Origin of the sequence: Parasphingopyxis sp., assembly GCF_028279465.1 — a bacterium.
Taxonomy (GTDB): Bacteria; Pseudomonadota; Alphaproteobacteria; order Sphingomonadales; family Sphingomonadaceae; genus Parasphingopyxis.
Map to the genome: position 1 here is coordinate 39,738 of NZ_JANQNS010000017.1, position 13,021 is coordinate 52,758.

The following is a 13,021-nucleotide window of genomic DNA, read 5'->3' on the forward strand; positions in this document are numbered from 1 at the left end:
AGGGCAGGCGATGGATTCGCGCCGTTCAGATGATCCGCCACGGATGGGCCTGCTCGCCCGCTTCGTGCGGGCCATCCTGCTCTTCATCTACCGCCGCCACGAGTTTACGGCAGTGGGTACGCCGCCTGCCGAGCGCCGCTTCGTCATCATCGCCGTGCCGCATACGAGCAACTGGGACTTTCCCAACTATATCGGCCTGACGCACGAGCTCGGGCTGAACACGCATTTCATGGCGAAGGCGTCGCTCTTCAAATGGCCGATCGGCAAATTCATGCGGCAGGTCGGCGGCGTGCCGGTCGAGCGCAGCGCCAATCGCGACATGGTGCAGCAGATGGTCGATGAGTTCGCGCGGCGCGAGGAGTTCGTGCTGACCGTGGCGCCCGAAGGAACGCGGCAAAAGGTCGCCGGCTGGCGCACGGGTTTCTATCGGATCGCGCATGGCGCGGGCGTGCCGATCGTTTGCGGTTTCATGGACTACAAGACCAGGCGCGCGGGCGTCGGCCCTGTAATCGTGCCCACCGGCGACTATGAGGCGGACATGGCGCCGGCATTCGAGTTTTATCGCGACATGCTCGGCAAGCGCGGACCGGGGACCGATCCGGTCTGACGCACGCGCCTCAGCTATGCTCGGCGATATAGGCGAATTCGGCGGCGATCTTCGCGTCGGAATCGGTGATCATCAGCTTCTCGATCTTGCCGCCCATCAGCGGGATCGAACAGCGCGCTTCCATCGTCGCATCGCAGCGGCAGCCGGACCCGTTGGGACTGAGCACCGTTTCGCCCTGCATCGAGGCCCGCATGCCGACCGGCTCGACCGCGACGTCCGCCGCGTACCGCCCGCCCGCTTCGCTGCGCCAGCGCTCGGTCTGGCGCACGCGCTGGCTGTCGCCGACCGCTGCCTGGAGCGGGCCCGATACCTTGACCGGGACGGTGCGTTCGATCGTGACGACGGTCTCGCCGTCCGCCTCGCTGACATCGATCTCGATTTCCCGCGATCCCAGCGCCTCGAGCTTGGCGCGCACGAAGTCCGGATCGGTGAAAGCGGCATAGACCGTATCGACGCTCTGCGCGAAATCATGGGCGTGGTGGCTTTTGCGTCCCATCGCGTCAGGCTCCCGCCGCCGTCAGCGCCTGATCGATATCGGCGATGATGTCGTCGACATGTTCGAGCCCGATCGAGAGGCGCACATAGCCGGGCGAGACGCCAGTCGCCATCTGCTCTTCGGCGGCGAGCTGGCTGTGCGTCGTCGAGGCCGGATGGATGGCGAGGCTGCGCGCATCGCCGATATTGGCGACATGATAGAGTAGCTCCAGCGCATCGATAAACGCCTTGCCCGCATCGATCCCGCCTTCGAGCTCGAAGCCGAGCAGCCCGCCGAGCCCGCCGGTGAGCACGGCTTCGGCCCGCGCTTTCTGCCCGCCTTCAAGCAGCGAGGGATGGATAACGCGGGTCACACCGGCGCGGCCCGTGAGCCAGTCGGCGACGGCTTGTGTGTTTTCGCAATGGCGCGGCATGCGCAGTGGCAGCGTCTCGAGTCCCTGCAGGAACTGGAATGCGTTCATCGGACTCATCGCCGCGCCGAGATCGCGCAGCAGCACGGTGCGCGCGCGCAGGATATAGGCGATCGGGCCGAGCGGCGCGGCGGCCTCGGTCCAGACCGCGCCATGATAGCTTGGGTCGGCCGTATTGAGCAGCGGTTGGCGTTCGGCATGGGCAGCCCAGTCGAAATTCCCGCCATCGACGATCAGCCCGCCGATCGAAGTCCCATGGCCGCCGATATATTTGGTCGTCGAATAGACGATGATCGCCGCGCCATGCTCGAAGGGCCGGGCGATCAGTGGGGCAGCCGTATTGTCGACAATCAGCGGGATGCCCATCGGCCGCCCGGCCGCGGCGATATCGGCCATGGGCGGCACGACGAGCTTCGGGTTGGGCAGCGTCTCGATATACCAGGCGCGCGTCCTGTCGTCGCTCGCATCGACGAACGCCTGCGGATCGGCGGGATCGACGAAGCGCGTCTCGATGCCGAGATCCTTCAGTGTGTTACCGAAGAGGTTATAGGTGCCGCCATAGAGATCGGTGCCCGAGACGATATTATCGCCGGATCGCGCGAGATTCTGCACGGCATAGGCCGATGCCGCTTGGCCGGACGCGACGGCGAGCGCCGCCGCGCCGCCCTCGATTGCCGCCATGCGTTCTTCCAGTATCGCGACGGTCGGGTTGCCGATCCGCGTATAGATATTGCCGAGTTCGGACAGCGCGAAGAGATTGGCCGCATGCTCGGTGCTGTCGAACTGATAGCTTGTCGTCTGGAAAATGGGCGGCGCGACCGAGCCAGTGCCCGGGTCCGCGCGCCATCCGGCGTGCAGCGCCAGCGTTTCGGGGTGGAGCGGTTTGTCGGCCATCGATCGTCTCCTCAACTGTCGCCAAGTGCCTTACCCCAGCATCGCTGCGGAGACACGGATAAATATGGCCCGGCAGCAATCTTCGTCTTGCGCGCCGTGCATCTCCTGTTCAAATTACAACCGATAAGCGACATATCTGTTGCACATATGCGCGGGAGTGGACGATCCGGAAACCGGGAAAAATTGGAGCGGCGCTCGGCGTATTGGCGCTGCTGGCCGCGTGCGGCGGGGAAGGCGGCGGTACGCCGTCCCCACCCATCGCCGGGCCGGCGCCTCCGCCACCACCGCCCTCGAACAGCGCCTGTTCGATCAGCCAGCGCCAGCAATGGGCCGAGGCGCAGATCGACGAATGGTATCTGTTTCCCGAGACGCTGCCCGCCAATCGCGATCCTTCCGGTTTTGCGACGGTCACCGCCTATATCGACAATTTGACGGCAACGGCGCGCGCCCAGGGCCGCGACCGTTTCTTCACCTTCCTGACCTCGATCGCCGAGGAAAATGCCTTCTTCCAGCAAGGGTCGAACGCGGGCTTCGGTATCCGTCTCGCCTATGACAGCGCCAACCGGCGGCTGTTCGTATCCGAAGCGTTCGAGGGCGCGCCGGCGCTCGCCGCAAACATTGATCGCGGCACGGAGATACTCGCCATCGGAACGAGCAGTGCGAACCTCCGAGATGTCAGCGATATCGCCGCGTCGGGTGGGTCTGCCGCGCTCACCGAGGCGCTCGGCCCCTCATCGGCGGGCGTCAGTCGCACGCTTCGGGTGACTGACAGTGCGAACGGCACGCGGACAATATCGGTCACCAAGGCCGATTTCGATCTCGCCCCCGTATCGCCGCGCTACGGGGCGCAGGTGATTACGGATGGCGGCCGCGAAATCGGCTATCTCAACCTGCGTACCTTTATCGAGACGGCCGATTCGGCGCTGACCGACGCGTTCAGCGATTTCCGGGCGCGGGGCATTACCGAGTTCATCGTCGATCTGCGTTATAATGGCGGCGGGCTTGTCAGCACGGCCGAGCTGATGGGCGACCTGATGGCGCGCAACCGGGCGAACGACATTTTCTCGCGGCTCGTCTATCGGGCCAGCAAATCGCAGTTCAATTCGACCAACCGGTTCGCGCCCAGCGGCGCTTCGGTGGCACCGACGCGTATCGCCTTTATCAGCACCGGCGCGACGGCGTCCGCGAGCGAACTCGTGATCAACGCTTTCATTCCGTTTCTGGGGCCCGATCTGGCGTTGATCGGGAGCGATACGTTCGGCAAGCCGGTCGGCCAGATCGCGCAGGACCGGGCGCAGTGCGACGACCGGCTCCGCATCGTGGCCTTCGCCTCGGAGAATTCGGCCGGCAATGCCGATTATTTTGACGGGCTCGCGGGCAGCGTCGGCGCGACCTGCGCGGCCGGCGACGATATCGCCTTCCCACTTGGCGATCCGCGGGAAAATTCGGTGGCCCGCGCGTTGGACTTCCTCGCCGGCCGCAGTTGTCAGCCGATTACGGCGACGAGCGCCGCCACGGGCACCGAAGCGGGCCTGGCCGAAGCGCTCCAATTGCGCCAGCGCACGATGCTGACACCGACCCGGCCCAACGCAGCGCAAATCCATTCGCCAGGGATATTCTAGGTGCGCGGCCGACTTTCTGTTTTCGCTTGCGTCATAATGTTCGCCGCTCCGGCATCGGGTCAGAGCGCTGCCGAAGAGCCGAACGCGGCGCTCGATTTTCTGATCGGCGAATGGGATGTCGATCGCGTCTATCGGCCGGGCTCTGCAGAAGAGCGGCGTGTCGCTGGCCAGCTGAGCTGCGCACGCGCGATATATGATGCCTTTGTCCGTTGCGTTTACGACCTGGACCGTCCGGATCGCGGCCCGGCGCAGGAAGTCGTCTATTTCAACCATAATGCCATCTATGGCACATATGAGAATATCTGGCTCAGTTCGTCATGGCCGATAAAAGTGATCATGGCCGGTTCGCTAAATAGCGAAGAGCGCAGCATGGCATCCGAAGCGCAATTCATGATCGAAGAGGGGCGCACCGAATCTGTGCGCAGCTCCCATCGCTGGACCGACGACAGTATTGCCTATCGCGTCGATATCCGAACGTCTGAGGATCCGGAAGGCGAATGGACCTACCACATGGAAGAGGTCGCCAGACGCGTGTCGACCGACCAATAGCCATGCTCGCGAGCGGGAACGCGATGTTCATAGGCCGAGCATCCCTCTATAGGATCTTTGATATCCGGGAGGGGAGCGATGAACGAATCATCCGAAGCGATCGAGCTGCAGGGTCAATGCCTGTGTGGCGCAGTGACGGTAAAGGCGACGCCGGTGCGGCCGCATATCGAGGCGTGCCATTGCGACATGTGCCGGCGCTGGGGCGGGATCGCCTTTGCCGGCGTGCAGTGCGCTCAGAATGTCGAGTTTACGGGCGAGGAACATATCGGCCGCTACGCCTCGTCCGACTGGGCCGAGCGCGGGTTCTGCAAGAAATGCGGCACCAATCTCTTCTACCGTTTCGTGCCCGCCGACAATTATTCGCTGCTCGCTGGGCTGTTCGACAATGATGCCACCGGTGGCCTGACGCTTGGCGAGCAGATTTTCATCGACGAGAAGCCCGGCTGGTACGATTTCGCGCAGGATACGCCGCAGAAGACCGGCGCCGAGGTGGTCGCCGAGGCCAAGGCGGTCGGGTTCAGCTTCGATTGAGTATGGACGATACCGCCGCGATGACGGGGCTGCTCGATGCGGCGGGCGAGGCGGGTGTCGACATCGTGCCCATCGTTTTCGATCGCTTCTTCGCCGCCCATCCCGAGGCCCGCGATCTTTTCCCGCATGTCGAGGCGGCGGCAGGGCGGATGGTCAACGAGACGCTCGAAGCGTTGCTTGGCCTTGCCGAAGAGGCCTGGTGGGTTGAGACGACGATCGTCAATTTCGTCGATCTTCACCGCAATTATGGCGACATAACGCCCGCGCAATGGAGTGTCTGGGTGGATATGACCGTCGATGTGCTGGCCAAGGCTGCCGGTCCCGATGCGCCGGGCGAAGCGGCGTGGCGGCGGCAGGCGGAGCGGCTCAAGGCGATGATCGCGGCGCAATAGCGCGCGTTACCAGCCGCCTGTGCCCGGCCCGCCTTTGATCGGGCCCTTGATCCGGTCCGTAACCCAGCCGCCGTAGAAATTCCCGGGCTGCGGCCGCGCCTTTTCCTCGCCGATGAAGCAATCGAGCTTGCCGGCGTAAATGCCGAACCAGCCGGCGATCTCCGCATAGCCTTCAGAGAGATCGTCGAACGGATCGGGATAGTTCCATGCCGCCTCCGCAATGCGGATCGGTTTTTTGGTCAGACCTTCGCTACGCTCAGGCGCGGCACCAGCCCACTCCCCCTCCCGGCCTCCCAACAGGGTACACTCAATGGGAGGACGGGAGGGGGAGTGGGCTGGTGCCGCGATTTTCCGCGAGGAAAATTCTGACAAAGAAGCGTTCCCGCCCGGCAGCGCGAGATCGTAATAGAGCGTCGCGCCCTTCCATTCGCACACGGTGAGCCGGCTTGTGTCTTCCAGCCATTCAGTCCGCACATCCTCGGGCCGGATATAGGGCACGGGTGCCCCGGCCGTCTCCTTCACCTCCAGCGCACAATCGCTCTCGGCAATCGCGATATCGCCCAGCATCACGCGGACCGGGCCGGGCACCGGCGCGATGATCGGCGGGCGCGGATAGTCCCACACCGATTCCTCGCCCTCGCCCACCGGCTCGACGCCCGGCGGGCGGAAGCTGCGGTCCCAATTGTCACGATAGGGCTTTGCGCGTTCGAGCAGGGCGGCTTTGTCGGGCAGCGGGGTTGGCATCGCGTGATCGCAGCAGGCTCTCGCCTACATTGCAAGGCCGATGCGTACGAGCTCCAACGATAAGGAGCGCATGGCGGGCATTGCTGCCGCGCCATGCGCCCCGCCCCCTAACCGGTCGTCAGGACGATAAGACTTCGATGCGTCCTTCATAGACATAGACGGTGACATAGGCCCGGCCATTCCGGATCGCCGCGGCCGCCGACGGATCGACATAACCGTTGCTGACCCAGCCCGGGATCAGCGCGCGCGAGGCGGAGGAGAGGAACATGTCCTCATACTGGTCGCCCGCATCCGCCCGGCCGAAGCGGTGCATGTTCGCCCGGTCCTGCCGCAGGATCGCGCCGACTGAGCGCAGCCGGTTGCCGCTGCTGTTCACCGTGTCCTGCGGGCTGATGACCGTTTGGTAGACGCCGATCGGATCGTCATACATGCCATAATCGTCGCCGGCCTGCGCCGCCATCGGCATCGCTGCCGCCGCCATTGCCGCCATTGCCATAACCGTCTTTTTCATTCGTCTTCTCCCTGTTTGCCCCTTGGGCCGTTGTGGTGTTGGGAGCGGTATGGGCGTTTCGACCGGGGCGATCTGTGGCGCGGATCACAGGCCGGGCGTTTTGCCGCCTAGTCGATATCGGGCAGCGCGTCGGGATCGAACCGGAAATCCTGGATCATGAACTGATGGTGCAGCCGCGCATTGAGGCAGGCGAGGTGGAAGAACATGCCGCGCCGGAACGCCGTCCGGTTGCGATAATCGTGGATGTTGAGGCCGAACAGCTCATCCTCCGCAATCGGCTTATTGCAGAAGCAGCAGAGCGTCACCGGCCCGCCCGCCGCCTCTTCGATCTCCTCCGCGCTCCAGGGTTCGGTCGCGATATCGGGATTGAGCCGCTCGATCAGCGCCGTCATCTCCACCTGCCATACATTCTCTTCACCCGGCGTGACATCCTCGGCCCAGAGTTCGGCGAGCTCGGAATGGGCGATCACGAGCGAGAGCGCCTCCTGCGCCTCGCCGACAAGTTCGGCGCCGGGCGCGTCCGCATCGGCGAGCGTCTTGGCAAGCGCTTCGGGAAAGCCGTCGATCCGCCGCCCCATCATCATCGCCACCGTCTCGGCCGCCGCGACGAGCGCGCACGCCAGGTCCGCCTCGATCGCGATGGGCTTGCCATCCGCAAAGGCCGCCGCGATCGGCTCCAGCCGGGCAAAGGTCGCGCCGACATCGCCGGGCGCAGCGATCTCCGCCGCCCAATCGAGCGCATCGTCATTCTCGAAACTGCCAGCGCCCCAGGCACCCATGGCCTCGCCTTTCGTCGGTTGAGCGGCGGGCCTAGCAGGACAAGGTGGCGAACCGGTTAAGGCCGGGATAGGCGCGATGCGGCGCGACTGGGTGGCGGAGATGTGGCGCGCCATTACTTCACACATAGTTCACACCGAACGCGGTTTTTGATTTCTGTGACCTTTGCGCGGATCATACCGCGCGGGCGGCTCGGCGGACAGACGATCGAGCCGCCCGAGAGCGCTGCGCAGCGCAGAATTGTCGGGTTTGTGGAGCGTCCCGGCATAGCGCCCGCCGCGCAGCACGGGGCGGTAGCTGCCCTGCGCGATCCGCCGAAACAGCGCCTCGAGTGTGACCTTCGGCCGCGGCCGGTCCGGCGCCCCGAGGATCGTGTCCCATGCCATACAAAACGGCTCCGCGCCGGCTTTCCGGCGCAGCCGATAGGCGCTCTCCCGGCTCATGCCGACCCTAGCCGCCGCCCGCTTCACACATCGCGTCTCGGCCAGATAGCCGATGAATTCGGCCTGCCGGAGCGGCGTCCACCCGTCGCGGCGGGCGCGAAGGGGCACGGGCGTGAAGGCGGGGATGCGCGAGATGCGGCGGGACTGGATGGCGGCTGAGCGGGGGTGTGGCGTGTCGGCCGGAGCTTTAGCGGAGGCTGGGGTGGGGCACGTCATGCGCGGAGGGCATCATGGACGCTCCTACATTGCAAGTGGCACTAGCGCACGTCCGGGACTGGTTGTCCTGAGCTTACATCAATTACGCGGCCAAGCTCGTAATCAAGTATTCCTGGTACCGGGGCCAGACGGTTTATCGCTAGGGCACGAGGTTCGAAGAAGCGGCCAATTGCTGAATAGTTGGCCGGGTTGATGAGGCCTGGGTCTATTCCGGCGGGAAAATGGGTATCGGTTCGAGCTGGTCGAACAGTCGCCCCTAACAAGATCGTCATTCCGTAAGAGCTTGGACCAAACCCTGATTCTGGGGCTAGTTCTGGTATGACTGATGTCTCATGGACTCGATCAGCTAGGAAATAACCCATATCTGTGATTTCCCCCACGGCAGCAGCAAAGCCCACTGTTCCCAAGCACATGCAAACATATAGATGCGGTGTACCTCCGGCATAGGTTGCACCGTAGAGTACATAGTCACCGGGAGGCACTTCTACTAAGTATAGCCGCTCTGACGACAGTTCGACTAGGGAGCCACTCGCGTCGACGCTTTGAACGTTTTCGATGTCACCCAAGCGACCCAATTCGCCCGGTCTGGGAATCCGCAGGAAAACAGGCTCAATTGATGGAACTCCACGTGGGCGAACTGTTCGAAACATTATGTAGGCCCGGTCATCACGGATCGTAACATCTTCCAGGGATTCGATCTCAACGAAACTGCTCTGAGCATATAACGCCGCCGGGATCAGAAGGAGAAAAAGGCAAAGCGTGGCCTTCATCGTATGACGGGTTCTAAGTTGGGCGTAGGGCCGGAGGCGGCCAAGGCCTGCAAAGCAATGGCGTCTGTCGAGTAACCATCAGTCAGTTGTCGCCAGATATCGCGAGATATCGGATAGCGAACGTAGCCTCTTGGTTCCAAACAACGTCGTAGTCGGGATTGCCGATTGCGTCGCTCCATCGCCCCAGAAACGAAGCCGAGTATGACTTGCCCTACAACGCCATACGGGCTTTGAGTGGAGATTCCCTCAGAGGTTTCGGGTTCGCTGTTCCAAGATACAGACATTGGGAGTTCGGACCGCCCGCTGACGGTCGCCAAAAACTGGTAACAGTCGTGGAAATCTTCGAATGCTTCTTGATAAGTGACACCCTCTTTATGGAAATAGAAATACTTCCACCCGTTACGGATTACGCTTGAGCTGGTGGTCGGAGTCATGTCTGGCAGCTCAAGCGAGCTAGGGTCCGGCGGCGAAGCAGCTTGCGATTGTTGGCTATTTGCGGTTGTAGACGCGGTCGCGGCGACCGCGAGCGGAACAAGCATAGCGACCGTCGTCAGCCGCTTACGCATACATGTTTGCTCCGCCTTGTCGAAAATCTTCGCTCATCTAGATCAACCCCTCATCGGTTCCCTTCAAATAAGTTGGAACTGAGCTTCCCAGAAGACTGTCGGCACAATTCTAATCGTTGGCATCCTGCGGAGGATAGCCCGCTTCGGCCAGTGCTTCGTCTATAGATTCTACTTGGCCTTTTAGAAATCGGTGAACTGGGTGGTTTTCTAGGACGGCCTTTGGATCTGCCGCCTGTTGAAAGAACTGGAGAAACTCGCAATTGCCGTGCGCTAGGATGTGGTTCTCTATGCCGACAAAGTGATCCTTGTAGTGGAGGCACTCGCACTCAATTACATCCAATCCTTCCTCGCTTGATAGGAGTGGCCAAATAGCAGAAAAATATTGATGACTCAGATAATTCCGAAAAACGATGGCATTGTCCAAGGCGATCCGGAATTGGTCAGACTGTAACTCCTTGTGAGATTCATAAAACTCATTTGCCGACTGGGAAAAGTGCGGTTTTGTTGCCTTCTCAACAAGTTTCGCTCGTTTGGCTTCAAAGTTTCGAGAGTCGCCAACCAGTTCCAGTGCACGGTCGTGAAAGTTAGAAACTTTCACCAATAAATCCAAAGCCGCTGCCGCGGCCATGGCTTGACCATAGGCACCCCACGCGCGGGATTGATTAATACCGACCATTTTCACGCCCCTATTTTGAGCTAATGTATATTTCGCTCCCTTCTTTGCGAAATTTCTCGCTCATCTCCGCCATGCCCTTCTCGGCGTCTTCGGCTTCGCCGCTCGTAGCAATAAACTCCTCTGCGCCGCTATTCTGCTTCGCCATTGCCCGCTCACGCCGCTTCTGGTTCCAATTTGCGGGGCGTTGCGACGAAGGGCCTGTCGTCCAGATCGCGCAGGCTGCTCGCGATTCGGGTGCGGTCGCTGATCAGCCGGATATATTGCGCATCGCAGCCCGAGATCGGCGTCGGGTAAGCGGCGATTTCCTGCAGGATCAGCGACAGCGCGCTTTCCAGTTCCGTGCGTGCGCGCTCCAGCGCCTCTTCATAGGGTAGCTGCGTCATGCTCGTCTCCTTTTATTGCGGCCCGCTTATTCCTCCGGTTCGGCATCGCTGACGCGCGCGACGATCTTGATTTCCACCAGCCCGGAATCGGGGAGCAGGCGGTCGATGTCGATCGCGGTCCAGGCCGGGAAGGGGGCGATGATGTGGCGGTGTTTGACCTCCGCGAAAAGGTCGATCTGCGCGGGCAGGTCGGTGTGGTACGTGGTGATATCCAGAATATCGTCGAGGCTCGATCCGGCGCGTTCTAGGATGGAGGCGATATAGCGCCAGGCATTGTCGTAGGCCTCTTCCTCGCTCAGCGTGCCGCCGCGCGTGCCCGCGACCACGCCCGAGAGATAGACCGTATCGCCATGCACGACCGCTTCGGAAAAGCCGAAGCGTTCCAGCATGGCGCGCGCCTGCTCGTCTTCGGGCATGATCGTGCGGACCGGCTCTTGCGCCGCAATGGGCGCCGCCAGGCACGACACGGCAAGGGCAGCGGTTATGGTCTTCCCGGTCATTGTGCATCCTCCGCTTTCACATACAGATCGCCGGCCGCTATTCCGCGGCTGGAACATACAGTTTCCCGCCCTCCTCTTTGAACTTCTCGCTCATCTCTTCCATGCCAGCCTCGGCCGCATCGGGTTTCACGTCTTCCGCATTCCCGAGCACGCCATTCGGGTTGTTCGCCGCAAACTCTCTGACCTCCTGCGAAATCTTCATCGAGCAGAATTTCGGCCCGCACATCGAACAGAAATGCGCGGTCTTTGCGCCCTCTGCGGGAAGCGTCTGGTCGTGGAAATCCTCGGCCGTGTCGGGGTCGAGGGACAGGTTGAACTGGTCGCGCCAGCGGAATTCGAAGCGGGCCTTTGACAGTGCGTCGTCGCGGACCTGGGCGGCGGGGTGGCCTTTGGCAAGATCGGCGGCGTGGGCGGCGAGCTTGTAGGTGACCACGCCGACTTTCACATCGTCGCGGTCGGGGAGGCCCAGATGCTCTTTCGGCGTCACGTAGCAGAGCATCGCCGTGCCGTACCAGCCGATCTGGGCGGCGCCGATGCCGCTCGTGATATGGTCGTAGCCGGGGGCGATGTCGGTCGTGAGCGGGCCTAAGGTATAAAAGGGCGCTTCGCCGCAGGCTTCGAGCTGCTTCTCCATATTCTCCTTGATCTTGTGCATCGGCACATGGCCGGGGCCCTCGATCATCACCTGCACATCCTGGTCCCAGGCGAGTTTCGTCAGCTCGCCCAGCGTATAGAGCTCGGCGAACTGGGCTTCGTCGTTGGCGTCGTAGATCGAACCGGGGCGCAGGCCGTCGCCAAGGCTGAAGGCGATGTCGTAAGCCTTCATGATCTCGCAGATCTCCGGGAAGCGTTCGTAGAGGAAGCTCTCCTTGTGATGCGCGAGGCACCATTTCGCCATGATCGATCCGCCGCGGCTGACGATGCCCGTCATCCGGTCCGCGGCCATGGGGACATAGGGGAGGCGGACGCCGGCATGGATGGTGAAATAATCGACGCCCTGCTCGGCCTGTTCGATCAGCGTGTCGGCGAAAATCTCCCAGGTCAGATCTTCGGCAACGCCGCCGACTTTTTCGAGCGCCTGATAAATCGGAACGGTGCCGATGGGCACAGGGCTGTTGCGCAAAATCCATTCGCGGGTGTCATGGATGTTGCGGCCGGTCGAGAGGTCCATGACCGTGTCGGCGCCCCAGCGGATCGCCCAGACCATTTTATCGACTTCGCTCGCGACATCGGAGGCGACGGCGGAGTTGCCGATATTGGCGTTCACTTTCACGAGGAAGTTGCGTCCGATCGCCATCGGCTCGCTTTCGGGATGGTTGATATTGTTCGGGATGATCGCGCGGCCGCGGGCGACCTCGTCGCGGACGAATTCGGGGGTGACGTACTCGGGCAGCGCCGCGCCGAAGCTCTGGCCCTCGGCGAGCTTGGTCCGCGCCTGTTCGGCGGCGAACTCCCGGCCGAGATTTTCGCGCTCGGCGACATATTCCATTTCGGGGGTGATGATGCCTTTGCGGGCATAGTGCACCTGGGTGACGTTCGCGCCGTCTTTGGCGCGGAGAGGCCGCTTGACGACATTGGGGAAGGTATCGACCCCGCCCGAACGGTCCGGGCCGAGCTGGCCATTATCTTCCGGCTTGGTCTCGCGCGCATCGTAACTCTCGACATCGCCGCGATCCACGATCCAATCGCGCCGCATCGCGGGGAGGCCCGCCATGATGTCGATATGCGCGTCCGGGTCGGTGTACGGTCCGGAGGTATCATAGACGCGGACCGGCGGCTCGTCGCCTTCGAGATGGATCTCGCGCATTGCGACGCGCACGCCGCTGCCGGACTGGCAGGCGACATGGACTTTCTTCGAGCCACGAATGGGGCCGGTGGTCACGCCGATTTCGGTGCGGGCGGGGATATCTGCCATGGGTCGTCTCTCCATCTAAT

At 62.5% G+C, this 13,021-nt stretch carries 16 protein-coding genes; 5 read left to right on the top strand and 11 right to left on the bottom strand.

Annotation, left to right across the window (positions count from 1 at the left end; all coding sequences use genetic code 11):
- Positions 1-10: 10 nt before the first annotated feature.
- Entirely contained in the window at positions 11-607 is a 597-nt protein-coding gene (locus tag Q0974_RS13865; protein ID WP_299328812.1) for a lysophospholipid acyltransferase family protein, read from the top strand.
- Between the two features lie 10 nt (positions 608-617).
- Here the strand turns inward: Q0974_RS13865 and Q0974_RS13870 are convergent, their stop codons facing one another.
- Both Q0974_RS13870 and Q0974_RS13875 read right to left on the bottom strand, forming a co-directional pair.
- Positions 618-1,103, bottom strand: a complete 486-nt coding sequence (locus Q0974_RS13870) for a DUF2505 domain-containing protein (RefSeq protein ID WP_299328814.1) — start codon at positions 1,101-1,103, stop codon at positions 618-620.
- Positions 1,104-1,107: 4 nt separating this feature from the next.
- The gene (locus Q0974_RS13875) at positions 1,108-2,406 is read right to left on the bottom strand and encodes a PLP-dependent transferase (protein WP_299328817.1); all 1,299 of its coding nucleotides are present in this window, start codon (positions 2,404-2,406) and stop codon (positions 1,108-1,110) included.
- 203 nt (positions 2,407-2,609) lie between these two features.
- Here Q0974_RS13875 and Q0974_RS13880 point away from each other — a divergent pair, with 203 nt between their 5' ends.
- The 4 genes from Q0974_RS13880 (at position 2,610) to Q0974_RS13895 (ending at position 5,500) form a co-directional block, all read left to right on the top strand.
- A complete protein-coding gene (locus Q0974_RS13880) occupies positions 2,610-4,028 on the top strand; it encodes a S41 family peptidase (RefSeq protein ID WP_299328819.1) in 1,419 nt (472 codons plus the stop codon).
- Positions 4,029-4,064: 36 nt separating this feature from the next.
- Positions 4,065-4,577 carry a DUF1579 family protein gene (locus tag Q0974_RS13885; protein WP_299328822.1) on the top strand — a complete coding sequence of 171 codons (513 nt, stop codon included), beginning with the start codon at positions 4,065-4,067 and terminating at the stop codon, positions 4,575-4,577.
- Between the two features lie 78 nt (positions 4,578-4,655).
- The gene (locus Q0974_RS13890) at positions 4,656-5,108 is read left to right on the top strand and encodes a GFA family protein (RefSeq protein WP_299328826.1); all 453 of its coding nucleotides are present in this window, start codon (positions 4,656-4,658) and stop codon (positions 5,106-5,108) included.
- A 2-nt stretch (positions 5,109-5,110) separates the two neighbouring features.
- A complete protein-coding gene (locus Q0974_RS13895; protein ID WP_299328829.1) occupies positions 5,111-5,500 on the top strand; it encodes a globin in 390 nt (129 codons plus the stop codon).
- A gap of 6 nt (positions 5,501-5,506) precedes the next feature.
- Here the strand turns inward: Q0974_RS13895 and Q0974_RS13900 are convergent, their stop codons facing one another.
- The 9 genes from Q0974_RS13900 to thiC all read right to left on the bottom strand — a co-directional run bounded on the left by Q0974_RS13900 (position 5,507) and on the right by thiC (position 13,001).
- The gene (locus Q0974_RS13900; RefSeq protein ID WP_299328832.1) at positions 5,507-6,244 is read right to left on the bottom strand and encodes a DUF427 domain-containing protein; all 738 of its coding nucleotides are present in this window, start codon (positions 6,242-6,244) and stop codon (positions 5,507-5,509) included.
- 118 nt (positions 6,245-6,362) lie between these two features.
- A complete protein-coding gene (locus tag Q0974_RS13905; RefSeq protein WP_299328835.1) occupies positions 6,363-6,755 on the bottom strand; it encodes a hypothetical protein in 393 nt (130 codons plus the stop codon).
- A gap of 107 nt (positions 6,756-6,862) precedes the next feature.
- Positions 6,863-7,534 carry a DUF4259 domain-containing protein gene (locus Q0974_RS13910; RefSeq protein ID WP_299328837.1) on the bottom strand — a complete coding sequence of 224 codons (672 nt, stop codon included), beginning with the start codon at positions 7,532-7,534 and terminating at the stop codon, positions 6,863-6,865.
- 129 nt (positions 7,535-7,663) lie between these two features.
- Complete coding sequence (locus tag Q0974_RS13915) at positions 7,664-8,083, bottom strand: hypothetical protein (protein ID WP_299328839.1); 420 nt, start codon at positions 8,081-8,083, stop codon at positions 7,664-7,666.
- 1,553 nt (positions 8,084-9,636) lie between these two features.
- Positions 9,637-10,203 carry a hypothetical protein gene (locus Q0974_RS13920; RefSeq protein WP_299328841.1) on the bottom strand — a complete coding sequence of 189 codons (567 nt, stop codon included), beginning with the start codon at positions 10,201-10,203 and terminating at the stop codon, positions 9,637-9,639.
- 10 nt (positions 10,204-10,213) lie between these two features.
- On the bottom strand, positions 10,214-10,348 hold the full coding sequence (locus Q0974_RS13925) for a hypothetical protein (protein WP_299328843.1): 135 nt from the start codon (positions 10,346-10,348) through the stop codon (positions 10,214-10,216).
- A 7-nt stretch (positions 10,349-10,355) separates the two neighbouring features.
- The gene (locus tag Q0974_RS13930) at positions 10,356-10,586 is read right to left on the bottom strand and encodes a hypothetical protein (protein WP_299328845.1); all 231 of its coding nucleotides are present in this window, start codon (positions 10,584-10,586) and stop codon (positions 10,356-10,358) included.
- Between the two features lie 26 nt (positions 10,587-10,612).
- The gene (locus Q0974_RS13935; protein ID WP_299328848.1) at positions 10,613-11,086 is read right to left on the bottom strand and encodes a Rid family hydrolase; all 474 of its coding nucleotides are present in this window, start codon (positions 11,084-11,086) and stop codon (positions 10,613-10,615) included.
- Positions 11,087-11,123: 37 nt separating this feature from the next.
- Positions 11,124-13,001: a phosphomethylpyrimidine synthase ThiC gene (gene thiC, locus Q0974_RS13940; RefSeq protein WP_299328851.1), complete on the bottom strand. Its 1,878-nt coding sequence runs from the start codon at positions 12,999-13,001 to the stop codon at positions 11,124-11,126.
- Positions 13,002-13,021 lie beyond the last annotated feature (20 nt).

Bases quoted from the DNA above. Each gene is read 5' to 3' on its own strand.
- Q0974_RS13910 (WP_299328837.1), bottom strand. From the start codon at position 7,534: ATGGGTGCCTGGGGCGCTGGCAGTTTCGAGAATGACGATGCGCTCGAT.
- Q0974_RS13885 (WP_299328822.1), top strand. From the start codon at position 4,065: ATGTTCGCCGCTCCGGCATCGGGTCAGAGCGCTGCCGAAGAGCCGAAC.
- Q0974_RS13890 (WP_299328826.1), top strand. From the start codon at position 4,656: ATGAACGAATCATCCGAAGCGATCGAGCTGCAGGGTCAATGCCTGTGT.
- Q0974_RS13875 (WP_299328817.1), bottom strand. From the start codon at position 2,406: ATGGCCGACAAACCGCTCCACCCCGAAACGCTGGCGCTGCACGCCGGA.
- Q0974_RS13925 (WP_299328843.1), bottom strand. From the start codon at position 10,348: ATGGCGAAGCAGAATAGCGGCGCAGAGGAGTTTATTGCTACGAGCGGC.
- Q0974_RS13865 (WP_299328812.1), top strand. From the start codon at position 11: ATGGATTCGCGCCGTTCAGATGATCCGCCACGGATGGGCCTGCTCGCC.
- Q0974_RS13930 (WP_299328845.1), bottom strand. From the start codon at position 10,586: ATGACGCAGCTACCCTATGAAGAGGCGCTGGAGCGCGCACGCACGGAA.
- Q0974_RS13870 (WP_299328814.1), bottom strand. From the start codon at position 1,103: ATGGGACGCAAAAGCCACCACGCCCATGATTTCGCGCAGAGCGTCGAT.
- Q0974_RS13920 (WP_299328841.1), bottom strand. From the start codon at position 10,203: ATGGTCGGTATTAATCAATCCCGCGCGTGGGGTGCCTATGGTCAAGCC.
- Q0974_RS13905 (WP_299328835.1), bottom strand. From the start codon at position 6,755: ATGAAAAAGACGGTTATGGCAATGGCGGCAATGGCGGCGGCAGCGATG.
- thiC (WP_299328851.1), bottom strand. From the start codon at position 13,001: ATGGCAGATATCCCCGCCCGCACCGAAATCGGCGTGACCACCGGCCCC.
- Q0974_RS13935 (WP_299328848.1), bottom strand. From the start codon at position 11,086: ATGACCGGGAAGACCATAACCGCTGCCCTTGCCGTGTCGTGCCTGGCG.
- Q0974_RS13900 (WP_299328832.1), bottom strand. From the start codon at position 6,244: ATGCCAACCCCGCTGCCCGACAAAGCCGCCCTGCTCGAACGCGCAAAG.
- Q0974_RS13895 (WP_299328829.1), top strand. From the start codon at position 5,111: ATGGACGATACCGCCGCGATGACGGGGCTGCTCGATGCGGCGGGCGAG.